The 25,770-nt window shown below is 59.6% G+C and carries 19 protein-coding genes; 6 read left to right on the top strand and 13 right to left on the bottom strand.

Annotated features, from left to right (window positions below; all coding sequences use genetic code 11):
- The first annotated feature begins 35 nt into the window (after positions 1 to 35).
- Genes iolC through N7578_RS04440 form a run of 5 tightly spaced genes read left to right on the top strand, consistent with a single transcriptional unit; the run spans position 36 to position 6,687 of the window.
- Positions 36 to 1,952, top strand: coding sequence for a bifunctional 5-dehydro-2-deoxygluconokinase/5-dehydro-2-deoxyphosphogluconate aldolase (gene iolC / locus N7578_RS04460; RefSeq protein ID WP_311109092.1), 1,917 nt, complete (start codon positions 36 to 38; stop codon positions 1,950 to 1,952).
- Positions 1,949 to 3,769 carry a 3D-(3,5/4)-trihydroxycyclohexane-1,2-dione acylhydrolase (decyclizing) gene (gene iolD / locus N7578_RS04455; RefSeq protein ID WP_311109091.1) on the top strand — a complete coding sequence of 607 codons (1,821 nt, stop codon included), beginning with the start codon at positions 1,949 to 1,951 and terminating at the stop codon, positions 3,767 to 3,769. Before iolC ends, iolD begins: the two co-directional genes overlap by 4 nt.
- A 1-nt stretch (position 3,770) precedes the next feature.
- The gene (gene iolE / locus N7578_RS04450) at positions 3,771 to 4,679 is read left to right on the top strand and encodes a myo-inosose-2 dehydratase (protein WP_311109090.1); all 909 of its coding nucleotides are present in this window, start codon (positions 3,771 to 3,773) and stop codon (positions 4,677 to 4,679) included.
- Between the two features lie 26 nt (positions 4,680 to 4,705).
- The gene (iolB, locus tag N7578_RS04445) at positions 4,706 to 5,518 is read left to right on the top strand and encodes a 5-deoxy-glucuronate isomerase (RefSeq protein ID WP_311109089.1); all 813 of its coding nucleotides are present in this window, start codon (positions 4,706 to 4,708) and stop codon (positions 5,516 to 5,518) included.
- A 41-nt stretch (positions 5,519 to 5,559) separates the two neighbouring features.
- Positions 5,560 to 6,687: a Gfo/Idh/MocA family oxidoreductase gene (locus tag N7578_RS04440; protein WP_311109088.1), complete on the top strand. Its 1,128-nt coding sequence runs from the start codon at positions 5,560 to 5,562 to the stop codon at positions 6,685 to 6,687.
- Positions 6,688 to 6,731: 44 nt separating this feature from the next.
- Here N7578_RS04440 and N7578_RS04435 read toward each other — a convergent pair whose 3' ends face one another.
- The 13 genes from N7578_RS04435 to N7578_RS04375 all read right to left on the bottom strand — a co-directional run bounded on the left by N7578_RS04435 (position 6,732) and on the right by N7578_RS04375 (position 23,284).
- Entirely contained in the window at positions 6,732 to 7,544 is an 813-nt protein-coding gene (locus N7578_RS04435; protein WP_311109087.1) for a TIM barrel protein, read from the bottom strand.
- A 61-nt stretch (positions 7,545 to 7,605) separates the two neighbouring features.
- Positions 7,606 to 8,637 (bottom strand): ABC transporter permease, encoded by a 1,032-nt coding sequence (locus N7578_RS04430; RefSeq protein WP_311109086.1) that lies wholly within the window; start codon positions 8,635 to 8,637, stop codon positions 7,606 to 7,608.
- Positions 8,638 to 8,667: 30 nt separating this feature from the next.
- Positions 8,668 to 10,209, bottom strand: coding sequence for a sugar ABC transporter ATP-binding protein (locus N7578_RS04425; protein ID WP_311109085.1), 1,542 nt, complete (start codon positions 10,207 to 10,209; stop codon positions 8,668 to 8,670).
- 71 nt (positions 10,210 to 10,280) lie between these two features.
- Complete coding sequence (locus N7578_RS04420) at positions 10,281 to 11,210, bottom strand: sugar ABC transporter substrate-binding protein (RefSeq protein WP_311109084.1); 930 nt, start codon at positions 11,208 to 11,210, stop codon at positions 10,281 to 10,283.
- Positions 11,211 to 11,646: 436 nt separating this feature from the next.
- Positions 11,647 to 12,591, bottom strand: coding sequence for an isoaspartyl peptidase/L-asparaginase (locus N7578_RS04415; RefSeq protein WP_311109083.1), 945 nt, complete (start codon positions 12,589 to 12,591; stop codon positions 11,647 to 11,649).
- Between the two features lie 32 nt (positions 12,592 to 12,623).
- Entirely contained in the window at positions 12,624 to 14,162 is a 1,539-nt protein-coding gene (locus tag N7578_RS04410) for a hydantoinase/oxoprolinase family protein (RefSeq protein WP_311109082.1), read from the bottom strand.
- A complete protein-coding gene (locus N7578_RS04405; RefSeq protein ID WP_311109081.1) occupies positions 14,159 to 15,235 on the bottom strand; it encodes a DUF917 domain-containing protein in 1,077 nt (358 codons plus the stop codon). The genes N7578_RS04410 and N7578_RS04405 overlap by 4 nt, the downstream gene beginning before the upstream one ends.
- A 154-nt stretch (positions 15,236 to 15,389) precedes the next feature.
- Positions 15,390 to 16,985 (bottom strand): ABC transporter substrate-binding protein, encoded by a 1,596-nt coding sequence (locus tag N7578_RS04400; RefSeq protein WP_311109080.1) that lies wholly within the window; start codon positions 16,983 to 16,985, stop codon positions 15,390 to 15,392.
- 39 nt (positions 16,986 to 17,024) lie between these two features.
- Positions 17,025 to 18,158: a DUF917 domain-containing protein gene (locus tag N7578_RS04395; protein ID WP_311109079.1), complete on the bottom strand. Its 1,134-nt coding sequence runs from the start codon at positions 18,156 to 18,158 to the stop codon at positions 17,025 to 17,027.
- A complete protein-coding gene (locus N7578_RS04390) occupies positions 18,151 to 19,707 on the bottom strand; it encodes a hydantoinase/oxoprolinase family protein (protein WP_311109078.1) in 1,557 nt (518 codons plus the stop codon). Before N7578_RS04390 ends, N7578_RS04395 begins: the two co-directional genes overlap by 8 nt.
- A 17-nt stretch (positions 19,708 to 19,724) precedes the next feature.
- Positions 19,725 to 21,371 carry an ABC transporter ATP-binding protein gene (locus N7578_RS04385; protein ID WP_311109077.1) on the bottom strand — a complete coding sequence of 549 codons (1,647 nt, stop codon included), beginning with the start codon at positions 21,369 to 21,371 and terminating at the stop codon, positions 19,725 to 19,727.
- Between the two features lie 3 nt (positions 21,372 to 21,374).
- Positions 21,375 to 22,256 (bottom strand): ABC transporter permease, encoded by an 882-nt coding sequence (locus tag N7578_RS04380; protein ID WP_311109076.1) that lies wholly within the window; start codon positions 22,254 to 22,256, stop codon positions 21,375 to 21,377.
- Positions 22,256 to 23,284 (bottom strand): ABC transporter permease, encoded by a 1,029-nt coding sequence (locus tag N7578_RS04375; RefSeq protein WP_311109075.1) that lies wholly within the window; start codon positions 23,282 to 23,284, stop codon positions 22,256 to 22,258. The genes N7578_RS04380 and N7578_RS04375 overlap by 1 nt, the downstream gene beginning before the upstream one ends.
- A 131-nt stretch (positions 23,285 to 23,415) precedes the next feature.
- Here N7578_RS04375 and N7578_RS04370 point away from each other — a divergent pair, with 131 nt between their 5' ends.
- Positions 23,416 to 25,770: a LuxR C-terminal-related transcriptional regulator gene (locus N7578_RS04370; RefSeq protein WP_311109074.1), complete on the top strand. Its 2,355-nt coding sequence runs from the start codon at positions 23,416 to 23,418 to the stop codon at positions 25,768 to 25,770.

Below are 25,770 nucleotides of genomic sequence, written 5' to 3'. Positions count from 1 at the left end.
GGCGACTGATTTCCAGCCGCCAAGGAGGAGCCTTTTTGAAAACACTCGATCTCATCACGATTGGGCGCTCGTCGGTCGACCTATACGGGGCGCAAGTGGGCGGGCGTCTGGAGGACATGGCCTCCTTCAACAAGTATATAGGCGGTTCTCCCACCAACATTGCCGCCGGCGCCGCACGGCTGGGCCTTAGCAGCGCCGTCATCACACGGGTTGGTGACGAGCATATGGGCCGGTTCATTCGCGAACAGCTGGTCCGTGAGGGCGTCGACGTCCGCGGGGTCAAGACGGACCCTGAGCGGCTTACGGCACTGGTTCTTCTCGGCATTCGCGACCAGAACCAGTTTCCGCTGATTTTCTACCGCGAAAACTGCGCCGACATGGCCTTGTGCGAAGACGATATAGACCCGGCCTTCATCTCGGAGGCGGCCTGTGTCTGCGCAACCGGCACGCACCTGTCGCATCCCCAAACGGAAGCAGCTGTTCTAAAGGCGCTGAGGATAGCACGCGAAAGCGGGGCAAGAACCGCGCTCGACATCGACTACCGCCCCAACCTATGGGGCGTCGCCGGGCATGGCGATGGCGAAAGCAGGTTCGTCGAGTCGCAGAAAGTTACGGCCAAACTGCAATCGACACTCCACCTGTTTGATCTGATCGTCGGAACGGAAGAAGAGTTCCACATTGCAGGAGGATCGACGGATACGCTGACCGCGTTAAAGGCCGTGCGCAAGGTTTCGAATGCGACGCTGGTGTGCAAGCGTGGCCCCATGGGCGCTTCAGTTTTTGCCGGCGATATTCCTGCCAGCCTAGACGATGGCGAGACGGGGGAAGGTTTCCCCATCGAGGTCTTCAATGTGCTTGGTGCGGGTGACGGTTTCATGGCCGGAATCTTCCGCGGTTGGCTGCGGGGCGAGGACTGGCCGACCACACTGAAATACGCCAATGCCTGCGGGGCGTTTGCCGTTTCCCGCCACGGCTGCACCCCCGCCTATCCGAGCTGGGAGGAGCTGCAATATTTCTTCCGGACCGGCATTCGCAACAGGGCGCTCCGCAAGGATCAGGCGCTGGAACAGGTGCACTGGTCCACCAACCGCAAGGGCGACTGGAACACGATGCGCGTTTTCGCCTTCGATCACCGCATGCAGCTTGAAGCGATAGCCGACGAGCTGGGCGCGGATCACGGGAAGATCGGTGCCTTCAAGAAACTCTGCCTCGCGGCAACGCGAAAGGTTGCTGGCGACGGATCCGGTTATGGCATTCTCTGCGACGGTCGGCTTGGGCGTGATGCGCTTTATGAGGCGAGCGGCTCCGGATTGTGGATCGGCAGGCCAGTCGAATGGCCCGGCTCCCGCCCCCTGACACTGGAGCCTGAACTTGGCGCTGATTTTGGCGGTCTTTCTGAGTGGCCGGTGGAGGATGTCGTCAAGGTACTGTGCTTCTACCACCCCGACGACACCGCCGAAATGCGCTCTGAACAGGAAGAGACAGTCACGCGTCTTTTCCAGGCTGCCCGCCGTAACCGACTGGAAATGCTTCTGGAAATTATCCCGTCCAAGGTCGGACCTACGGATGATATGACAGTGGCCCGCATCGTGGACCGGTTTTACGAGATCGGTATCTACCCCGACTGGTGGAAACTGGAACCGATGAAGACCAGAGCCGCTTGGAAAAACGCCTGCGATGCGGTCCAGCGACACGATCCTTATGTCAGGGGCATCGTCGTCCTCGGTCTGGAGGCACCACAAAGCGATCTGGAAGAGAGCTTCCGCCTCGCGGCAGGATTCGATCTAGTCAAGGGTTTTGCCGTTGGGCGCACAATTTTTGCGGAGGCCGCACGCGCCTGGCTGGGCGGCAGGATCAGCGACGAAGACGCAATCAAGGATATGGCAGAGCGCTACACGAGCCTGTGTCGCGTATGGGATGAGGCGCGCGCCAAAAAGGGAGAGGCAGCGTGAAAACGATAAGACTGACGGCTGCGCAGGCGATGGTTCGCTATCTTGCCGCGCAGATGAATGACCATGGCGAAACCTATATCGCCGGCGTATGGGCCATCTTCGGCCATGGCAATGTTGCGGGTATCGGCGAGGCGCTTTACGGCATACGCGATGAGCTGCCGACCTATCGCGGCCAGAACGAGCAGTCGATGGCGCATGCCGCGATTGCTTATTCCAAGCAACTGCGCCGCAGACGCGCCATGGCCGTTACCTCCTCCATCGGCCCCGGCGCCACGAACATGGTGACGGCCGCTGCCCTTGCCCATGTGAACCGCCTGCCTGTTCTTCTGATCCCCGGCGATGTCTTCGCCAATCGCGGACCCGATCCCGTCTTGCAACAGGTGGAAGACTTCGGCGATGGCACGACCACGGTCAACGATTGCTTCCGGCCCGTCAGCCGATATTTCGACCGGATCATGCGCCCCGAACAGTTATTGACTGCCCTGCCCCGTGCCATGCGGACGATGACGGACCCGGCCGACTGCGGGCCGGTGACGCTCGCCTTCTGTCAGGACGTGCAGGCCGAGGCATATGATTACCCGGAAAGCTTCTTTAAAAAGCGTGTCTGGCGACAGCGCCGCCCTGAGCCCGATCTTGCCGAATTCGAAAGTGCCCTCGCAGCGCTGCAAGCCGCAAAAAATCCCGTGATCGTCGCGGGCGGCGGGGTGCATTTTTCCGACGCGACCGAAACGCTGAAAGCCTTTGCCGAAAAGCATTCCATTCCCGTTGTCGAGACGCAGGCGGGCAAGTCCGCACTCGCATGGGATCACGATCTCAACTTCGGCCCGGTTGGCGTGACGGGTGCGGAAAGTGCCAATATCATCAGCGAGAACGCCGATCTGGTGTTCGGCATCGGCACACGCTTTCAGGATTTCACCACCGGTTCCTGGGCGCTTTTCAAGAACCCGAACCGGAAGATACTGGCGCTGAATGTGCAACACTATGACAGCACCAAGCACGATGCGATCAGCCTGACGGCAGACGCAAGGATCGGCCTTGAAAAACTGTCGGCGGCGCTTGGAAACCACCGTTACACGCCGCCGGATTCCGGTCTGAAGGCGGCATGGTTTGCAAAGGCCGATGCCGTAACCGCGCCGCCCGGCGATGCCAACAGCCTGCCGACCGATATGCAGGTCATCGGTGCCGTACAGCGTGCTTCGCGTGACAATACGGTCGTCATGTGCGCCGCAGGCACCATGCCGGGTGAGTTGCATCAGCTCTGGAAAGCGAACCTGCCGCTTTCCTATCATATGGAATACGGTTTTTCCTGCATGGGATATGAGGTTGCCGGCGGCCTCGGCATCAAGATGGCGGAACCGGATCGCGACGTCATCGTCATGGTCGGCGACGGCTCCTATATGATGATGAATTCCGAGCTTGCCACCTCCGTCGCGATGGGCGCGAAGATTACCGTCGTGATTACGGACAATCGTGGTTACGGCTGCATCAACCGTTTGCAGATGGGAACGGGCGGCGCCGAGTTCAACAATCTCTATGCCCACACCAACGTCAACCCGATCGCCATCGATTTCGCCGCGCACGCGGCATCCATGGGTGCCGATGCGAGGAAAGTCTCCACCATCACCGAACTTGAAACCGCGCTTGATGCCGCTCGCGCCGCTACACGGACGACGGTGATCGTTATCGATACCGACCCTTATCCAACGACAGGAGCCGGTGGCTACTGGTGGGACGTCGCCGTGCCGGAAGTGTCCGAGCGCCGCGAAGTCAAAGATGCGCGTATCCGTTATGAATCCGCCCTGAAGGAAAGACAGTAAGATGATCCGCTACGGAACCAACCCGATTGCCTGGTCCAATGACGACGACCGCACGCTCGGCAGCCACATCAGCCTCGACCAGTGCCTCGATGAAACCGCCAAGATCGGTTTCGACGGCATCGAAAAAGGTCACAAGTTCCCGCAGGATCCGGTAGGGTTAAAGGCTGTGCTTTCTCCACGCGGACTTTCCTACGTATCCGGCTGGCACTCGCTCAACCTTCTGACGGATAGCATCGAATCGGAAAAGAAGGCGATGCAGCCCGCACTCGATCTGCTGAAGGCGATGGGGTCAAAGGTTATCATCGTCTGCGAAACCTCGAACGCCATTCACGGCGATGATGGCAAGGCGCTGGTTGACCGGCCTCGTCTCAAGGCAGAAGACTGGGCTGCCTTTGGCGCCGGCGTGGAGGCACTCGCCGCTTTTGCCGCCGAACAGGGCATTACACTCGTCTACCACCACCATATGGGAACCGTGGTCGAGAGCGAGGAAGAGATCGATCTTTTGATGCAGCATACCGGCCCGAAGACGCATCTTCTGCTCGATACCGGCCATTGCCTGTTCGGCGGTGGCGATCCGGCTCGCGTCGCAAAGAAGTACATGAACCGCGTCGGCCACATCCATGCCAAGAACGTGCGTCCGGTCATTGCCGATCAGGTTCGGGGCGAGCGCCTCTCATTTTTGGAAGGGGTACGCCGCGGCGTCTTTACGGTGCCTGGCGACAGCGAGGGCGGCGTCGATTTCCTGCCCGTGCTGAAGATCGCGGCAGAGCATGGTTACAGCGGCTGGCTGGTCATCGAAGCGGAGCAGGACCCGGATGTCCGCAACCCCTTCGAATATCAGAGCCTCGGCCTCACATCCTTGAAGGCATTCGCCAACGAGGCCGGACTCGACAAAGCGGAAGCCGCTTGACGCTAGAAATGATACGGAGACACACCATGACCTCACTTCTGCGCAAGCCCGTAGCAAAAACCGGCAAGGTGCACGATATCACGCCCCAAAGCGCGGAATGGGGTTATGTCGGTTTCGGCCTTTATCGCCTGAAACCGGGTGAAACGTCCGCTGAGGAAACCGGAGACACGGAAGTCATCCTCGTCCTGGTCGAAGGCAAGGCGAAAATCTCAGCGGGAGGCAAGGATTTCGGCGAACTCGGCGACCGCATGAATGTATTCGAGCGCAAGCCGCCGCATTGCGTTTATGTTCCGGCAGGCTCGCAATGGTCGCTGGAGGCGACGACGGATTGCACCGTTGGCGTTTGCACTGCCCCCGCAGAAAAAGGCAGCCGAGAAGCCCAGCAGATCGGTCCGACCGGCATCCAACTGACGGAACGCGGCAAGGGTGCCAACACGCGTTATATTTTCCCCATCGCCATGGAAGAACGGGATGTTGCCGACAGCCTGCTTGTCACGGAGGTCTTCACGCCCTCCGGCAACTGGTCGTCCTATCCGCCGCACCGGCACGACGAAGACAATTTCCCCGACATGACCTATCTGGAAGAAACGTACTACCATCGCCTCAACCCGGCCCAGGGCTTTGGTTTCCAGCGCGTGTTCACGGAAGACGGATCGCTGGACGAAACCATGGCCGTTGCCGATGGCGATGTGGTGCTCGTTCCCAAGGGACACCACCCTTGCGGCGCACCCTATGGCTACGAGATGTATTATCTGAACGTCATGGCCGGTCCGATGCGCAAATGGCGTTTCAGGAACCATCCCGATCACGACTGGATTTTCAAGCGCGACAATCCCTGATCGCGCCTTTCAGCATCTCATATTTTCTGGAGGAGGAAACGATGGCCGCTCTCGGTGTGGGTCTTATCGGCACGGGCTATATGGGCAAGTGCCACGCCCTCGCATGGAATAACGTGGCAAGCGTCTTCGGTGACGTTGCGCGTCCGAAGCTGGTGACACTTGCTGAGGTCAATCCGCAACTGGCCGAAAAGAAGGCGCAGGAATTCGGCTTTGCGAAATCCACGGGGAACTGGCGCGACCTGCTGTCCGATCCCGAAATCGATGTGATCTCGGTGACGACACCCAATGCTTTCCATCCAGAAATGGCGATTGCCGCTCTGGATGCCGGCAAGCATGTCTGGTGCGAAAAGCCGATGGCGCCTGCTTTTGCCGATGCGGTGAAGATGCGGGATGCAGCGCGTCGTTCCGGCAAGAGCGCCGCCATGGGCTACAACTACATTCAGAACCCCGCCATCCGTCATATGCGCCACCTGATCGATGAGGGCGCGATTGGCACCGTCTATCATGTCCGTGCCGAGATGGACGAGGACTTCATGGCGGATGCCACTCAGCCGTTCTACTGGAAGAGCGAGGCCTCCTCCGGATACGGCGCTCTGGACGACTTTGCCGTTCACCCATTGTCACTGCTTTTCGCGCTGTTCGGTCATGTCGAAAGCGCAATCACCGACATGGTTAAGCCCTACGAGACACGTCCGCTTAAAGGTGGCGGGAACCGTGCGGTCGAAACGCATGATCTGGCCAGCGTGCTCCTGAAATTGCAGGGCGGCATATCCGCGGTGCTGATGGCGAACCGCTCCGCCTGGGGCCGTAAGGGCCGCATCGCCATCCAGATTTTCGGGTCGACAGGTTCCATCCTCTTCGATCAGGAGAGGATGAACGAATTCCAGATCTATACGACCGACGGACGGCCTGAAGAGCAGGGTTTCCGTACGGTACTAACCGCACCGCATCACAAGCCCTATGATCGTTTTATCCCAGCAGCCGGCCACGGCCTCGGCTTCAACGACCTCAAAGTCATCGAATGCCGCGAACTCATGGCGGCAATTGATGGTGAAAAAGCACATCTCATCGACTTCGAGAACGGCCTGAAAATTGAGCGCAGCATTCACGCCATGGCGCGTTCCTTCGCGGAGCGACGATGGGTGATGACAAACGAGATCGCAGAATAAAAAGGGCCGCGAAAGCGGCCTTTTTCATGCGGGAAAAGGAACACTCAAAGCGCAGCACGGATATGCTGCATGGATACGATCAAATCCGCGGCAGGATCACCGAGTGAATGAACCGTGTCGGCGAAGGGCTCGAAAGAGAAATACCCATCATAACCACCTGCTATCAGCCCCGTGATCTGCGCGAAGTTACCCAGCCTGTCGTTGCCATCCACAAGGACGCGGTGTGCGTCGCGCATATCCTCGACAGTGACAGCGCGTTCCGTCACACCCGAGATGTGAACAAGGCCGGTTCTTTGAGGAAAAAGCTCCGGCTCGCCAGCCAGATGATGATGAAACGTATCGTGCACCAGGCGGAACCGGTCGCCGATACCAAGCTCATCAATCGCCTCAAGCGCTTCGCGCTTGGAACGCAGCGAGCAGACCGAAAAACCGAGCGGCTCCACGAGCCCGACAAGCCCCGCATCCGCAAGGATTGGCTGCAAGCCTTTGAGCGCTGCGCGCAGGTTCGTCTGCCGCTCACCGTCTGCCCGCCCTGAACCATCATTGACCGGCACCAGAACAAGTGCTTCCGCGCCGCAACTCCGCGCGTAGATGGCAAGCTCCTTCGCTTCTTTTTCCCGCTCAGCCGTCCATTCATTGAAAAGCTGCAAGGCGTTGATCGAGAGGACTGAAAGCCCCCGCTCCGAAGCCAGTCCCCTGACCTTTGCGGGTTCCGTACCATCGAGAATGGCTTTGCCAGCAAGGTCATTGCGGATTTCGACTGCCGAAATTCCGAGTTTTGCGGCCAGATCGAAAAAATCCTCGAGGTGCATACGTGGCGCGACCATGTGGTTCAGCGCAAAGCGTGGATGTGTCATGAGTTTTTCCAAAAAAAATGGGGCAAGATCGCTCCTGCCCCCAAGGCACCGGGAGGAAGCTTCAGCGTTTTGCGCGCTTTTTCTGGCGATAGACGTCAGCAACCACGGCCGCGACGATGATCAGGCCTTTGACGATCTCCTGATAATAGGCGTCGACGCGCAGGAAGGTGAAACCTGACGTCATGACACCGAGAATGATCGTGCCGATCACCGTTCCCGTGATGCGTCCCGCACCACCGGCAAGCGACGTGCCGCCGATGACCGCCGCAGCGATGGCGTCGAGCTCGTACATCACGCCCATGCCAGCCTGCGCGGTCTGTGCGCGGGCCGCGGTCACGACACCCGCCAGTCCCGCCAGCATGCCGGCAATCGCGTACACCTTGATGAGATGCGCTTCGATGTTGATACCGGAAACGCGAGCCGCCTGCTGGTTCGCGCCGATGGCGTAGGTAAACTTGCCGTAACGCGTGTAGCGCAGAGCGATATGGAAGATCACCGCAACGACCAGGAAGACGACGACGGGCCAGATTCCCGAACCGATGAAGTTGAAGCCATCGGTCAGGCCCGAGATCGGCTGGCCCTTCGTGTACCATTTTGAAATACCGCGCGCCGTCACCATCATGCCAAGCGTGGCGATGAAGGGCGGGATTTTCGTTCTGGCAATGAGCTGCCCGTTGATGAACCCGGCAAGCATGCCGAACAGAATGCCGACAGCCAGAGGGATGAAGAAAGGCAGATCCGTCAGGCCGGGGTAGAGCGCACGCGGCCATGTCGAGGATTGGCCGACGCTGGCTGACAGCATGGCCGTCATCCCCACCACCGAGCCGGATGACAGGTCAATGCCGCCGGTGATGATGACCTGCGTAACGCCCACGGCAATGATGCCGATCACCGAAACCTGCAGGATCATGATTGTCAGGCGCTGCTGGTTCATCAAAAAGCTCTGACCGATGAAAATCCAGCCCAGCACTTCATAAACCAGCGCAATACCGATCAGGACAAAGAAAATGTTTGCTTCCGGCGGCAGGCGACGGTGCGGCTTGCGGCCAGGTTTGACGTCCTGTTCGCTCTTGGCGGCGACGTTCGTATTCATGATTTATCCTCCCAAAAATCCCGGTGCAGCCTAGCGCGACGCGAGATCCATCACCTTGACCTGCGTTGCTTCGCTTCTGTCGAGGAAGCCCGTTACCCGCCCCTCATGCATGACCATGATACGGTCGCTCATGCCGAGAACCTCCGGCATCTCAGATGAAATCATGATCACGGCGACACCACGCCGGGCCATTTCACAGACCAGCTTGTGAATTTCCGCCTTGGCGCCGACATCGATACCGCGCGTCGGCTCATCGAGAATGAGGATGCGCGGATTGGTCAGCATCCATCGGCCGATCAGTACCTTCTGCTGGTTGCCACCCGACAGATTTTCGATGCGCTCCTGCAGGTTTGGCGTTTTGACCCGGAGCTTGCGGCACATGTCCTCACAAGCGTCCGACAACGCGCCCTCCTGCACAAACCCCTTGCTGACATATTGGTCCTGCAGGACGGCAATCTGCATGTTCTCGAGAATGTCGAGGATCAGCAGACAACCGGTATCCTTCCGGTCTTCCGTCAGAAACGCCATACGACGCCGGATGGCCTCCGTAGGGCTTGCAATCGTGACAGGCTTGCCATCGATTTCGATCACGCCGGACGACGCGGGCGTAACGCCGAAAACGGTTTCGGCCACGTTCGAACGGCCGGAGCCGACAAGCCCGGCAACGCCCAGAATTTCGCCAGCGCGAACCTCGAATGAGACGTCACGGAATACGCCATCGAGCGTGAGGTTCTTTACCGCAAGCACCACGTCTCCGATCGGGACTTCCTCTTTCGGGAACATCTGCGTGATTTCGCGCCCCACCATCATGCGGATGATGTCATCACGGGTCACATCCGTCGAAGCATGCGTGCCGATGTATTTGCCGTCGCGGAAGACCGAGAACTCGTCGGCAATCTCAAACAGTTCATTCATCTTGTGCGTGATGTAGACGATGCCGATGCCGCGCTCACGCAGGTCGCGGATGATGCGGAAAAGATGCTCCACCTCGCGCTCGGTCAACGCCGAGGTCGGCTCGTCCATGATGAGCACATCGGAATCGTAGGAAACGGCCTTGGCGATTTCCACCATCTGCCGACTGGCAACGGACAGCTCCTTCACCGGCGTTTCGGGATCAATATCGATGCCGAGCCTGTCGAGAAGTGCCTGCGTACGGCGATACATTTCGCCGTGATCGATGAAACCAAGACGGTTTTTCGGCTCGCGGCGGATCCATATGTTTTCCGCGACGGTCATGTAGGCCATCAGGTTCAGTTCCTGATGGATCATGGCGATACCGTTCTCCAGGGCGTCGAGCGGCGAATCCAGCCGGATCGCAGCCCCCTTCAGACGTATCTCGCCGGTGTCGGGCTGGTAGATGCCGGCAAGGATTTTCATCAGCGTCGATTTGCCAGCGCCGTTTTCTCCCATCAGGGCATGAACGCTGCCGCGCTTCAGGCGAAACGAAACATCATCAAGCGCGACGACGCCCGGAAATTCCTTGCGAATTCCTTCCGCTGCGAGAAGAAACTCCGCATTCGGTACTGCCCCACTGGCGCGCACGGCAGCCATCGTAGACGGACTGACGACCATCTTATCCTCCACAAAAACCAGATAATTCGAAGGGAAAGGCGCCTGCTCTGCGCCCTTCCCTTCGGGGAGGTTTAGTTTTTCGCCACGTAGTCCTTGACGTTTTCAGGCGTTACGAGCTGGAAGGGAATGTAGACCTTCTTCTCGACCTTATCGCCCTTGGCGAGCTTCAGCGCCGCGTCCAGTGCACCCTTGCCCTGCCCCGCAGCGTCCTGGAACACCGTGACGTCCAGATCGCCAGCCTGCATGGCAGCAAGTGCGTCCTGCGTGGCATCCACACCGGCAACGACGTAGTCCTTCATGTCCTTGCCGGCAGCCTTGAGAGCCTGAACAGCGCCGATGGCCATCTCGTCATTGTTGGCGATGACCGCGTTGAATTCGATGCCACTGGAGAGCCAGTTCGTCACAAGGTCGGCCCCTTGCGTGCGCTGCCAGTTCGCCGTCTGCTCCTCAACGACGGAGATGCCCTTGCAGTCATCGGTCTTCAGCACGTCATGCACGGCCTGCGTACGCATGCGCGCGCCTTGATTGGAAAGCTCGCCCATCATCACGACGGCCTTGCCCTTGCCACCGAGAAGGCGGCAGACTTCCTTGGTTTCCAGCGTACCGGCAACCACCTCTTCGGACGCCACGAATGCCTGACCATCGGGAAGACTATCGACATTTACCGGCTGACGGTTCACGTAAACAAGCGGGATCTTCGCGTCAGCTGCGATCTTCGACATCGCCGCCGTTGCATCGGTGTCCACCGGATTCACGATGATCGCATCAACCTTGGACGCAATAAAATTCTGGATCTGGCTCTGCTGTTTGGCAACGTCGTTCTGCGCATCCTCCACCTGCAGCGTCACACCGTTCATGCCCTTGGCGTAGTCCTGCATGCCGTTGCGCAGGACCGTCAGGAAGTTGTCGTCAAACAGAGCCATTGAAACACCTACGGTTTCAGCATGCGCGGCGGTCCCGAGCAGCACCGACATGGCCGCGCTGATAATAAGCTTTCTCATTCTGATTTTCTCCTCCTCGGTGTCCGGCGCCACCTCTCCCAGCCGGAAGCAGAACACGAAGTCCTGCCGCTCCTTCTCACATCGACAAAACGGAATATTGGAACCGATTTGCCCAATGTTCGGTATATTTATTCTATTTTTTGACCAGACGTCAATCTTTTCCTTATTTGATGCGTGATGAAGACAACCAAACCGCACGGAAAGTTCAGGACGTGAATTGCCGATGAAACGGCCCGGCATTAAAGGGACACGAAATCCTCCATCGGGATCAATGGATTACACACTAGGGCGAAGAATAGGGGCACGGAAAAAGGCGCTGGAACAGCTATTCCAGCGCCTATCAATGTTACGTGAAATCTTAAGGATCACTGGCTGATGCCGTCCAGGCCGGGCGGCCATTCAAATCATCGCATCAGCCCGAAATACTTGCTTTTTTTCAAAGCGTTACTTCGAAAACCTTATCATGCGTCGCAACAGATGCATGGCCGTCCGGCGTCACCCAACCACGGAACATGCCCGGCGTATTGTAAGGCGCGGCGACCACACCTTCGCCGTCGATTGCAACGAGGCCAGCCCCAATCTCGTACGGTGCCAGATCCTCATGCACGAGACCACCAGCAGCGGTTTTGAGATCCTGCCCGAGATAGGCGATGCGAGACGCGATTTCATGACCGACGACATATCGGATGAAGAACTCACCCTTGCCGGTACCCGAGACGGCACAGACGCCATCACGCGCATAGGTACCCGCACCGATCACGGGACTATCACCGACGCGGCCATCCGGCTTGTTGGTGTAACCACCCGTGGATGTGGCCGCGGCAAGATGGCCCGCCGCATCGAGCGCGACGGCTCCAACCGTGCCGTGCTTTTCATTTTCTGTTGCCTCGGTCCCCGCTGCGGCATGAGCTTTCATTGCCTGAAGGGCTTCCACACGCTTTTGCGTGGTGAAATAGGACTGCGGTTCAACCGCAAGCCCCTTCTCCCTGGCAAATCCGTCCGCGGCAGCACCCGTCAGGTAGACGGCACGCTCATCCTCCATCAAGGCGCGTGCCGCCTTGACCGGATTGCGAATGGCGCGCGACGCGCTGATGGCACCGGCGGCCAGCGTCGCGCCATCCATGATTGAGGCATCCAGTTCATGAATGCCGTTCTCATTGAGAGCCGCACCATGGCCTGCATTGAAATGAGGGCTGTCTTCCATCACGACAACAGCCGCTTCAACTGCCTTGAGCGCCGTCCCGCCCGCCTTGAGGACGGCATAACCGGCACGCAGCGCAGCGGCCAGATCGGTACGCGCTCCGGCCCACTCCTCCGCTGTCATGCTGTCTTCCGGCATAACGCCGCAACCACCATGGATCGCCAATGCGATTTTCGTCATTCTGTTACTCCCTTACGGCTAAGCCGTTCCTATCAACCGAATGCGATATCGCCAATGACGCGGACGCGAACACGCCGCGCACCACCCGGCAAATAGGCAATCGGGATATCCTCGACCTCGAGCGTCTTCAGGCTGGAGCGTTCCGCTCCGGACGACACTGCGGCATCCTGCGCCTCAGATTCCGCCTTTGAGAGTGCTTCGTCACGGCTCATGCCGGAAAAGACCTGATCGACTTCACCGGATACCTGCGCCATTGCAGCACCCAGCGCGTTGGCAACGCCCGCGTTCTCGACACGCAGGACTTCCGATGCACCAGGCACGTCTTCCGGAATGAGAAACGCGCCGCCGCCGACTGCCACGAGCGGCACGTCGTCGGCGGATGTCTTCATCTGGTCGAAGCTGTCAGCCACCATGTCGCGGATACGGGCAAGCGTCGCCTTCACGAAGGCAGGGTCGAGATTTTTGACGCGATCCTTGTCACCCATCTCGATCAAACCTGCCGCAACGGCGATGTCCGATGTGGTGAGCGTCTCACCGCCGAACACCCGGGCCTCGGTCAGAATGCGATACCCGACGGAGCGCGGACCGATCTTGCCGGTTTCGGGATCGATGATCGTGCCGCCGCCGAGGGCGATCGGCAACAGGTCCGGCATGCGGAACAGCGTGCGCACGCCGCCGATGTGGACGATGTTGTTCGCCTCACGCGGGAACCCACCGACAAGGCAGCCGATGTCCGACGTCGTTCCGCCGACATCGACAACCATGGCATCCGACAGGCCGGTGAGGAACGCGGCACCACGCATGGAGTTCGTCGGACCGGAGGCAAAGCTGTGCACGGGATTTGCCGCGGCGATATCCGCCAACGCCACCGTGCCGTCGTTCTGCGTGAGATAGAACGGCGCCGTCACGCCCGCTTCGGAAAGGGCATCAGAGAATGCCTGCACCGTGGTTTTGCCGAGCGTCTGCAGGGCGGCATTGAGAAGTGCGACGTTTTCACGTTCCAGAAGGCCGATGCGCCCGAGCGTGTGGGAAAGCGTGATACGCGCATCCGGGATAACCGAACGGACGATTTCCGCTGCCTGGACTTCACATTCCGTCGTCAGCGGCGAAAAGGTTGCCGAAATGGCTATGGAGGTGATGCCTGCATCGCGGATTTTCATCGCCGCATCGCGAATTTCGCCGGGGATCATCGGCACCAGCGGGCTGCCGTCATATTCATGACCGCCGTGAACCATGAAGATCATCGGATCGACAGCATCATATAGATCCTTCGGCCAGTCGCACATCGGCGGCAGCGACGAACCGGTCGGCAACGCAATGCGGATAGCCGCGACCCGTTCCAGGCGGGCGCGCTCGACGACCGCATTGGTAAAATGCGTGGTGCCGATCATGACGGCATCGATGGGAAGATCCGTCGGGCCGACATAACCCGCAACGTGACCGAGCGCCGCTTTCACGCCGGACAAAACATCCTGTGTCGTCGGCATCTTGATCGATGCAACGATCTTCTCTCCATCAATCAGCACGGCATCCGTATTGGTGCCGCCAACGTCAATACCGATGCGTTTCATGGGAATACCGATCTGAAATCAATGTCATAACCGAAGGCGCGAGGACCGACGGCAGCGATGCCGGCAGGCGTCGTCAAAAGCTCGGGCGCAGGCAACGCAACAACGGTCACACGCTGTCCGTACCGAACCGACTCTGTGCCGATGGCGCTGCCGGAAATGGTGTCGAGCAGGCAAAGCAGGTCCGGCGTCATGCCGACAGGCTCGCCGTCACGGAAAGCGACAGCCCATTCGTTCTGGAACGCCAGCTCCATACGCGAGCCCTTGTCGGCATCGATACCCTCGATGATGGTGCTACCGCGCAGGAAGCCACCGGTCGTTTCGCGGGCCACGTCAATAACCTTGCCACGGAACAGCTGCTTGCCGCCCTCATGATCGAGAACCGCCCGGACGGGATCGTCATGGCGTGCACGGGCTTCCATGACAGCCCGGCCAAGTGCCGTCGCCTTGGTGACCGTGTAGTGGATGCCCCACTCCTTGACTTCCTTGCCGGTGCGAGGCGCCTTGCAGGTAGCTGCGGTCGAGCCGACCTCGGTGCAGACCTTGCGCGAGATGCGCTCCATCCACTTCCAAGAAGCGGCGCGGGTGACGATGACCTCATTGTCGCGCACATCGACCAGCGACAGCGGGAACATCGGAAGGTTGCCGATGGCGAAGGATGTCATCTGTGCTTCCGGATAGGCTCGGCCCATCGCATCCGCATTGACGACCGGACGGTCGAGCATGGCGGCAGCGAGGAAAGACGAAAGCGCATTCGAACCGCCGATCTCGACGCTCATGATCGCGCGGAACGGCTTGCCGAGATAATCTTCCATGACCTCGACGGCGCGGGCCAGATGGACGGGGTCGCCCAGACGCTCCTGCCCGACAAGTGGCGCGCCCATCTTGGAAACGACCGCAACCATGTCATCATCCTCGAGCGCCATCGGGTCCATGACCTGGACGCGGCGGCCTTCGGCATAGAGACGGCGCAGATTGAGGGTGGAGATATACGGGTTTCCCCCGCCCCCAGTACCCAATATCCACGCACCAGTGGCAAGAGGCTCGATATCGTCTTCGGAAAATTCCTGGAACATGCGTCACCCTGAAGCGCCGCGGCATCCGACCGGATGCGACAAGGGCGCCCTGTCCTTTTTCAGATTGCGCAGGCCTGTCGAAATGCATGCGCGGAAGCGTGTGGAAGCTGGCCCCGCCTGAGAGGCGAGGCCAATGGTCGTCACAGGGAGGCGATCAGTTCGCCTTGCAGTCCCAATGGAAGTTGGAGAAGTTCAGATCCCAGCTCTGCATCGGAATGAACTCGTAACCCTGAAGGCACTTATTCGCACCGTAGCGACGGTTCGGCGATACAGCCCAAACATCCGGCTGAAGATCGGCGATCTTAGTCTGGAGTTCCTTGTAGGTGGCGTTCTGCTCGTTAACATCGGTCGTCGAACGTGCCTTGTCGATCAGGCTGTCGATTTCAGCGTTCTGCAACCATTCCATGGACATCCATGTGCCCGATGCCTTGGAGTGGTACTGGTTGTAGAACATCGCGTCCGGCGAAGGATAGGTCGGCGAAATGTTCACCTGCGTAGAGGCAGGTGTCGTTTCCACCTTCGAAGACAATTCCACGATGCGGTTCCACGGCTCCGGCTTGATGTCGAGCGTAATGCCGATCTGTTCGAGGCTGGATTGCAGAAGCAGCGCGACTTCGGCCTCAAACGCGAGCGAGGCGACGTAGCTGTTGACCAGCGTGATCTTCTGTCCCGCGTACTTGGATTTCGCCAGCTCCTCCTTTGCCTTTTCCAGATCGTAGACGCCCGGCTGAATGTCGCCGTTATGTGCATCCTTGAACGCAGTCGACAGCGGACCCTGCATGTCGAAGCCAGGATAGATCACTTCCTGAATCGTCTTGTAGTCGGTCGCGTAGGCGATCGCGCGGCGAACGTGAACGTCGTCGGTCGGATACACCTTGGTGTTCAGCTTGATGACGAAGCCGCCGGAGGTACGCGTCTGGATCAGCTTGTAGCCTTCCATCTTGCCGATGGATTCGTAGGTGTCGTTACCGAGGCCATGCGAGGTCAGGCCGAGTTCGCCCTTCTCGGCAAGCGCCTTTACCGTCGCGTCGTCACTGGTCTGGACGAAACGAACCTCATCAATCGGCTTGCCCTTCGTCCAGCCGAGGAAGTAATCCGGGTTACGGTCGATGACCATATCGGCGGAGCGGTTGTAGCTCACGAGCTTGTATGGACCGGAGCCAGCAGAATGTTCACCGACATAAGCCTCGCCCCACTTGTCGTCGGGCTTCGCATTGGCTTCGATAAGCGTCTTGTTCATCGCCATCATCAGCGGCGTTGCCGCCATGAATGGCGAGAACTGACGGTCGATCTTCATGACGATCGTCTTTTCATCCGGCGTCGTTACGTTTTCAGGCTTCAGAACGCCGACGATGAGGTTCGACGGTCCTTTGTTGATGCCGAGCAGACGCTGCACGGACCATGCGATATCCGATGCCTTGACCGGGGTACCGTCCTGGAACTTCACATCGTCGCGCAGGTGGAACGTGTAGGTCAGACCGTCCTCGGAGATATCCCAGGATTTCGCCAGATGCGGAACGATCTCACCCTTGGGGTTCACCGTGGTCAAGCCGTCATACATGTTCACGATGGCCATGTAGCCGGTGTAATCGGTCACCTTCGCCGGGTCGAGCGAGTTGAAGATCTGCATGGTGTTGACCGCAATCGACACCTTTTCTTCCGCAGCCTTGGCCGACAGGGCCATGGGCAACGCAAGAGCCGTGCCGAGCGCCAGCACGGCGAGACGGGAATGAAGGGCATGCACTTTCATTTTAGTTCTCCTCTTTATGCGGGAACGTCCCGCTTATGGTCACGCAGCCTTCCGCGTCAGAGCGGGCAGTGGCGAAAAAGCGATCTCCGGATATCCGAAGGCAGCAGGGCCGACGACTTCGAGCGCACGCGCAGTCCGCAGCAGGTCGTGGCAGGGAATGGCGAGCACCGCGACACGCTGGCCATAGCGCAGAACCTCGGTGGTGATCGGGTAACCGGTATCGACATCGAGCAGGACGATGAGGTCAGGCACCGTCACTTCAACCTTGCCGTCACGCTTGAACAGCAGGAACTCGTTCTGGATGGCGACGCTTGCCGTCTGGCCCGTGCAATCGTCAAAGCCGGAAAGCTCGATGTCGCCAACAGCGAAACCGCCGCGCAGGTGACGCTTCAGATCGGTGATCTTGCCATTGAAGATGCGGCGTCCGCCTTCCAGCGCACAGACGGCGGCAATCGGGTCTTCCTGATTCTTGCGGGCCTGGATGACCGCCTCACCAAGAGCGATTGCCTTGGTGTAGCTTTTCGGAATGCCGTACTGGTGCACGTAATGCGCCTGCATCGGTGCCGTCGCCAGCATCGCGCCGCCGCCCTGCGAAACCACGCAGGCGCGCGCCATGCGCTCATGCCATATTTCGGAAACCGCATGGCTGAAGATGACGGCATTGCCGTGCAGGTCGCACATCACGGACGGCGTGGAGCTGTGGCCGTAGATGGAGAAGGTCGTCATCTGCATTTCCGGGAATGCGCGGCCCATACCGTCGCAGTCGAGGATCGGCAGGCCGCCGAGCGCTGCCGTGACGAGCGGGTTCATGGAGTTGGAACCGCCGATTTCCTCGCAGACGATGGCATCGATCGGCGTGCGGATCAGCTCTTCCATTGCCCGCAGGCAACGCAGGCCTTCGCGACCTTCGCGGATACGTTCGACACCGACGACCGGCGCACCGATTCCGCCGATGGACATGCAGAGCGCATCAGGCTCGATAGCGTCGGTCGCGAGGATTTTCAGCTCGTAACCGGCCTTCATCGCCTCCAGCGCCAAAAGCTTGCCCAGATAGGGGTTGCCGCCGCCGCCCGTTCCAAGAATGCCCGCGCCGATTTCCAGCGCATCCAGATCCTCGACCGTCAGCGTGCGCAGTGCCGCCTCGTCATATTTGAGCTTGCTCGTCTCAGCCATGATGGGCTCCCATTTCTCCGACGACTTTCACATGAATGCGGGTGGCATTGCCGGGCAGGTAGGCGAGCGGCATATCCTCGCGCTCGATGACTTCCAGCGTCTCGGCGGATGCACCTGCGGCGATTGCCTTTTCGCGGGCTTCGGCTTCCGCCTCGGCCAGCGCGCTTTCACGCGTGCGTCCATCAATCAGAGAAAAGACGCGATCCGTCTCGCCGCTGATCTGGGCTATGGCCGCACCGACGGCATTGGCGACGGCGAAGTTTTCCGGACGGATGACTTCAAGCTCACCGATGCGATCCGGCATGAGGATGGACCCGCCACCGACCGCGATCACCGGCACCGGTGTCGAGGAAATGCGGCTGCGTTCGACGCAGGATTCGAGCATGGCGTTCATCTTGGCGACGGCCGCTTCCACCAGCGACGGATCGAGGCCCGAAACCAGCGCCCTGTCGCCGACATCCGCCTTGCCGGAGGCAACAGCGATATCCGTGGCCGTCAGCGTTGAACCGCCGAAGCACAGGGCGTCCTTACGAACGCGATAGCCGACGGATTTGGGGCCTACAGTCAGGCCGTGATCACCATTGACGACGAGCGACCCGCCGCCAAGACCGATCGAAAAAACGTCCGGCATACGGAAATTGGTGCGAACGCCGCCGATATCGACGGTCGTTGAAGCCTGACGCGGGAAACCGTGGGCAAGCGAGCCGACGTCAGATGTCGTGCCGCCGACATCGACCACGACGGCATCCTTGAGGCCGGTGAGGAAGGCAGCGCCGCGCATGGAATTTGTCGGGCCCGAAGCAAAGGTCAGAACAGGGAATGCACGAACTACGTCCGCCGCCATCAGTGTACCGTCGTTCTGGGTGATATAGAACGGGCAGGTAATGCCGGCCGCCTTGAGCGCCTTGCCAAATGCCTCGACCGTGCGGTCGGCAAGCGACAGAAGGCTCGCATTCATGATAGCGGCGCTCTCACGGGCCAAGAGGCCGTGACGGCCGATATCCTTCGACATGACCACCGGCAGGCCGGGGCAACGCTCCTGCAGGATTTCCCTGGTGCGGACTTCCATGGCATCGTTGATACCACTGAAAACGCAGGTCACGGCAGCAGCCTTCAGACCCTTGGCGCGGATGTCGGAGGCGATGCGGATAATCGCATCCTCATCGAGCGGCGCAATCTCACGCCCGTCGAATTCATAGCCGCCCTTAACCTGATAGCCGTGATTGCCGACGATCTCCTTGAGATCGGCAGGCCAATCGACCATCGGAGGCAGACCGGCACCGGACGGAAGACCGAGCCGGATGGCCGCGACCTCATCCATATGACGGCGCTCGATCACCGCATTGGTGAAATGCGTCGTGCCGATCATCACGGCACCAATTGCCGCCCGATCGATGCCGGAGGCCTCGATCACCTTTTCAAGGGCTTCGATGACACCGGAGGTTACATCTTCCGTCGTGGATGCCTTCACCCCCGCCAGAACGGTTTTTTCCTGCAACACGACAGCATCGGTATTCGTGCCGCCGACGTCAATTCCAACGCGATACACGCCAGACTCCTCTTTTATCAATCGGTGGATTTTACGAGGAAGCGCATGCGCTCTTCCTCCGTCACGGTGGGCTTCAGGCGTTCTTCCTCGTCCGTCACGACGGGGATCGCGGCAATCAGCGCACGGGTATAGGGATGTTCCGGATTGGCGAAGACCTCGGCAGTCGCGCCCTCCTCGATGATCCTTCCCCGCAACATGATCGCGATGCGCGAACAGAAATTCCGCATCAGCGACAGATCGTGGGAGATCATCATGTATGTCAGCCCCAGTTCCTCGCGCAGCTGCAGAAGCAGATCGATGACCGTCTTCTGCACGGACACGTCCAGAGCCGCCGTCGGCTCGTCGAGGATGAGGATTTTCGGTTCGGCAGCCAGAGCGCGGGCAATCGCAATGCGCTGTTTCTGGCCGCCGGAAAGCTCGTGCGGGTACTTGGCGAGATAGGATTTCGGCAGGCGCACCAGATCCAGCAACTCCGCCATGCGGGCGTCGCGCGCCGTTGTGTCCATGCCGATGGACTTCAACGGCAAGGTCAGCGTCTGCTTCACCGTCCGCTTCGGATTGAGCGAGGTACCGGGATTCTGATAGACGATCTGCGTCAGGCGCTTGCCCCGGCCGGGATCCGGCGCATCGATGACGAGGCTGCCGGATGTCGGACGCGACAGGCCCATGACCATGCGCGCAACCGAGGTTTTGCCGGAGCCGGATTCACCGGCAAGACCGAAAATCTCGCCCTCGCGGAGAGTCAGCGTTACATCGCGCACCGCATGGTACCCGTTGCGGCGGCCGTAAATCTTGTTCAGACCATCAATCGTCACGATGGGCGCACGCGTGCTCTGCGGCAGGTCGGCCACGCGCGGACCGTAAAGCGGCGGAACCGCATCCAGCAGCGAGCGGGTATAGTCCTTGGCTGGCTCACGCAGGATTTCTGCACAGGGGCCGGTTTCGACGATATCGCCGTGATGCATGACGACCACGCGGTCGGCCACCTTGCGCACCACACCGAGATTGTGGGTAATCATCAGCAGCGCCATGTTTTCTTCGGCGACGAGCTGGTTGATGAGATTGAGGATCTCGTCCTGTGTCGTCACATCGAGTGCGGTGCCCGGTTCGTCCGCGATCAGGAGCTTGGGCTGGTGCAGCAGCGCGAGACCGATGAGCACGCGCTGTCGCATACCGCCGGAAAGCTCTGACGGATAGGCATTCATGACACGCTCGGTATCGCCAAGCTGCACGCGACGCAGGACGGCCGCGATACGCTTGCGGCGCTCCGCCTTGCTGGACGAGATGCCGTCACGACGGTCGGAAAAGCGCATGACATCATCGAGATGCGTGCCGATCTTGAAGACCGGATTGAACGAGGAAAGCGGGTCCTGCATGATGAGTGAGAAGGCCGTTCCCTTCAGCGCTTCGCGTTCCGAACGCGGCATCGCCAGCACTTCACGCCCTTCGATGACAATCGATCCGGCGGTAATCGTGGCGTTCTTGGGCAGGGTGCCGATGATCGCCTTGGCGGTGACCGACTTGCCCGATCCCGTTTCACCGATCAGCGCAACGCGCTCTCCGGCGGCAACGGTGAAGCCGACATTGCGCAGCACCTGCCGCGTGCGGCCATAATTCGTGAAGGTAACGTTGAGGTCTTCGACCTTGAGAAGCGGTTCAGTCATTGCTCAGCTTTCCACGTCGAACATATCGCGCAGGCCATCGCCCAGGAGGTTGAAGCCCAGCGTCACATAGAGGACGGCAGCGCCGGGGCAGAGAACTTCCCACCAGAACTCCGGCATGAACTGCCGGCCATCGGCCACCATCGAGCCCAGATCAGGTGTCGGCGGCTTGACGCCGAAACCAAGGAAGCTGAGCGTTGCGCCAAACAGGATGACGAAGGCGGCATCCAGGGTCGTCTTGACCGAAATGACCGAGACGCAGTTGGGCAGGATTTCGCGGAAGAGAATGTGCAACGGTCCGGCCCCGGCGAGACGCGCGGCTTCGATATAATCTTCCGATGCGATGGACTTCGACACCGAGTAGATCAGGCGGGCATGCCAGGTCCACCACAGCAGCGTGATCGCGATCATGGCATTCATCAGCGTCGGTTCGAGCAGGTTGGAGACAGCGAGCGCCATGACGAGCGGCGGCATGGCAAGCATGACGTTGGTCAGGCCGCTGATGACCTTTTCCACCCAGCCGCCGAAGTAACCGGCGACAAGGCCCAGCACCGTTCCAACCGGAACCGAAATGCCGAGAACGCCGATGACGAGCAGAAGCGAAACACGCAGACCGAAGATGGTGCGCGAGAAGATATCGCGTCCGGCCTTGTCCGTGCCGAACCAGTGTTCGAGGTCCGGCGGCATGTGCCGCGAACGGAAATCGACTACGGCGCCGATATGCTTCGGGTAAGGCGTCAGCCAGGGGGCGAACACCGCCAGAATGATGACTGACAACAGGATGAGTGAACCGATGACCGCTGCCGGATTGCGGCTGAAGCGGTACCACATCATGTAGCCTGTGCTCAGATCGCGGTCCGATTTGTCAAGTATATTCATATCGGCCATCAACGGGCCTCCTTACGGCGCAGTCGGGGGTCGATGATCGAGATGAGGACATCCACGATCAGGTTGGCGACGATGAAGAACAGGCCAGCCACCAGAACGACGGCGGTTACGGCATTGAGGTCTTTCTGCAGGATCGCGGTCAAACCGTAGGATGCGAAACCACCCCAGGCGAAAACCATCTCGATCACGAAGGCGTTGCCGATCAGCGAAGCGAACTCCAGCCCCATGATGGTCAGCGGCGCGATGGAGGAAAGCTTCAGCAGGTAGCGGAAAATGATAACCCGCTCCGGCACACCGAAACTCTGCAGGGTGAGGACATGATCCTTGCGCTGGTTCTCGATCATCGAGGAACGGGTGATGCGGGTGATCTGGCCGATACCGGCCATGGACAGCGCGAAGGCTGGAAGCGCGAGATGCTGCAGCCCGTTCAACACAACATCGAAACGGCCGGCAAGCATGCCGTCGAGCAGTATGAAACCGGTCGGGCCACCCTGCCAGCCGAGGGAATGGTCGATGCGACCGATGATCGGCCATCCCGAGATGAAACGCGCTGCCAGCAACTGCAGCGTAATGGCGAAGAGAAAACTTGGGATTGTCACACCGGTAAGCGAAAGGACGCGGCCAATGTGATCGAATGCCCGGTTACGGTAATGCGCGGTGATGACACCGAGCGGGATCGCAACCGCGAACATGAAGATGACGGACACCAGCACCAGTTCCACGGTAGCCGGAACAGTCTGAGCCAGATCAGCCGTGACCGAGCGCTGGGAAACCAGCGAAAAGCCGAGATCGCCCTGGAGCGCCTTTGTGACATAATCAATGTACTGCACAGCCAGAGGCTTATCCAGCCCCATCTGGCCTCTGAGAACGTCCACCTGCTCCTGCGTTGCCGCGGGCCCCAGCGCCATACGCGCCGGATCGCCAGGCACCACCCGGGCCAGAACGAAAATCATGATGGACAGGGCAATCATGACCAGCACGAACGTGCCGAGCCGGTTCAAAATCGCGACCAACGGATGTTGCTGCATCGGCGGAAAGTTCCTTGTGCATCAGTTGTCTGACCGCAACTTTTCACCGCCGCCCTGTTTGAACAATCTCAAAAAGGTATAGTTTTTTGAAGATATGGTATAGGTTTTGTCGGCATCACTTGAGACGACCTATGACACATATCCTATTCCGCCCTGCCCTCTGCGACCGCATCACCCGTCAAACCGCCGGGGTCATTTTCCTGCGCGCACCCGCCGGAGCGGGCAAAAGCGTTCTGCTGGATATGATCGCCGTGCGGATGAAAAAAAGCGTGTGCCGTACCCAGCAGCCCAGACTTGTCGACGCTTCGGATGGATGGCTGTTGTGGGATGTGCCAACGCATGTACGCGCAGCACGGCTTTCCGCCAATATTCTGGAAACGGCGCGCCACGTGGTCATTGCCTGCCGCCCGGATCAACGGATCAGCGGACTGGCTCGGCAGATATTGCACCACGGCTCTGCAACCATCACCGCGCCGGACCTTGCCTTCACCAGACAGGAATTGCAGGCGCTACCGGAACAGCGAATGAAGTCGGCCTTTGAAACCCATGCCGGATGGCCCGCATTCCTGCCATTGTCTTCCACCCCAGACGATCAACTGAGTGTCGATTACCTGCGTGAAAACTACCTGCCGCACCTGTCGCCATCCCAGACGGTCGCACTGTCCCTCTGGCTCGAAAATCCACATTCAGAGCCATCGCCGGAGTGGGCCGACCTGCTGCCTCCCTTCCTGACACGGCAGCGGGAAGACCATCAGACACTCATACGCCTTCTTCGGCTGGCAGTACGTGAACGGCTGGCAGCATTGGAAGCTGGCAGCGCAGTCATGGAAATTGGCGCCGCGCTGGAAAAGGAAGGGCACTCACTTTCGGCCATGGCGATGCTGCTCGAGCACGGATACGAAACGCAGGCAGCGCAGATCCTGGAGCGCGCGCATGGCCGCGAACTTATCTATCGAAGCAGCGTCACCACATTCCGCGACATCATCATGCGCTTTTCGCAGGAGATGATCGCGACCAATGAAACGGTATTGTTCGCCGTTACCCGCGCGTTGCTGAAACAGGGAGAACTGCAACGCGTCCGCCATCTGCTTGGCAAGCATCTCGGGTCCGATTTTCTCGATCCCCTAAAGGTTCTGACGCGTGGCTCGCGTTTCTCATTCGCAGCGCGAACCTTCCGCCTTAACCTGATGATTGCAGAGGACTTTACACCCACCGATGCAATCATCCAGCGGCTCGGTGAATTCATGGCCGATTACCCGATGGACGATCACGGAAAATGGGCGGCCTATTACAACGCGCTTCTCGAATTCGAAATTCGCCGCCGAAATTTTCGCGAGGCTGAGGCAGCGGCCGCGCGTGCGCTTATCTATCTCGGCAAGATGGGCGGGCAACCGCTTCTCGAGTTCTTTATCCATCTCCACCAGATGGTGCTCAGGCTGATGAGCGGCGATGTCCTCATGGCGCGCAGGGCGGCAGTGGATGCAAGGCAGAAGCTGGAGCAGGTGTCGCACGACGCCGTTCAGGAGTTCAGGATGCTGCGTCTTGCCGAAGCCTGCATCGCCTACGAGGCCGGCCGCCCTCGTGACCTTCTGGCGTTTGTTCAGCAGGAGTTTGAACAGTTTGCCGCCGCGGAAATCTGGCCGAGCCTGATGCAGTTTGCCCTGCAATACGCGTCCCAGATTCTGATCGATCATTTCCCGATGACGGTACGCCCCGGTTTTCTCGACGGGTTGTGGATCCATCTTTCGGAGGGGCTGCAATTTCATGCCATGATGGAGATACGCACCGCAATCGCATACCAGAACGCCAATCGCTGGGCGGAAGCCGCCGCCACATTGTCAGCGATCCGGATGCCCATGGGGCGAAACTGGGTGGAGAGCGCCACAGACGACCTTTCACGCCTGACCCGTCGCGACGAAATCGCCTATGCCATGGCGTGGTTGCGTGATGCGGTGCGTCTCTGGACGCCGCGTCCTTATCTTTCCCGTCAGATCGAAGCCCTGCTCGCCAACCCGAATGTCACCAACCGCGAGAAAGTAGCGCTGCAGCTATGGCAGGGTTATGCCGCCCATCAGCGGCGGGATAACGCCGCGGCGCGCGCGCATCTTTTATCCGCGCTGGAGGCATCCACACGGCTCGGCTGCAACGGCGTCCTGTCGGAAGAGAGACTTTTCCTGTCTCCTCTCCTGAACAACAGGCGCATCCGCAGCTTCATCGAAACATCATCGGATGTCAGAACCGCCCTTGCCATCTTTGCGTCCGCAGTCAATTCGCCACAGGCACGCGCACTGCACGGGGGGCTTTCCCAGCGCGAAGCGCAGATGCTTCAGCTTTTGGCCAGCGGCATGCCCAACAAGAAGATCGCCCAGACGCTGAACATTTCCGAGGTAACGGTGAAGTTCCACCTCGGAAACCTGTTTCGCAAACTGGGCTGCAGCAAACGTGCAGAAGCAATCCGTGCGGCCAAGGCGCTGGGCTGGCTCTGA

The sequence above is a fragment of the Agrobacterium tumefaciens genome (assembly GCF_031801495.1).
GTDB lineage: Bacteria > Pseudomonadota > Alphaproteobacteria > Rhizobiales > Rhizobiaceae > Agrobacterium > Agrobacterium tumefaciens_K.
Note: the sequence above shows the minus strand (reverse complement) of the source record. Positions and strands in the feature narration are given on the sequence as shown.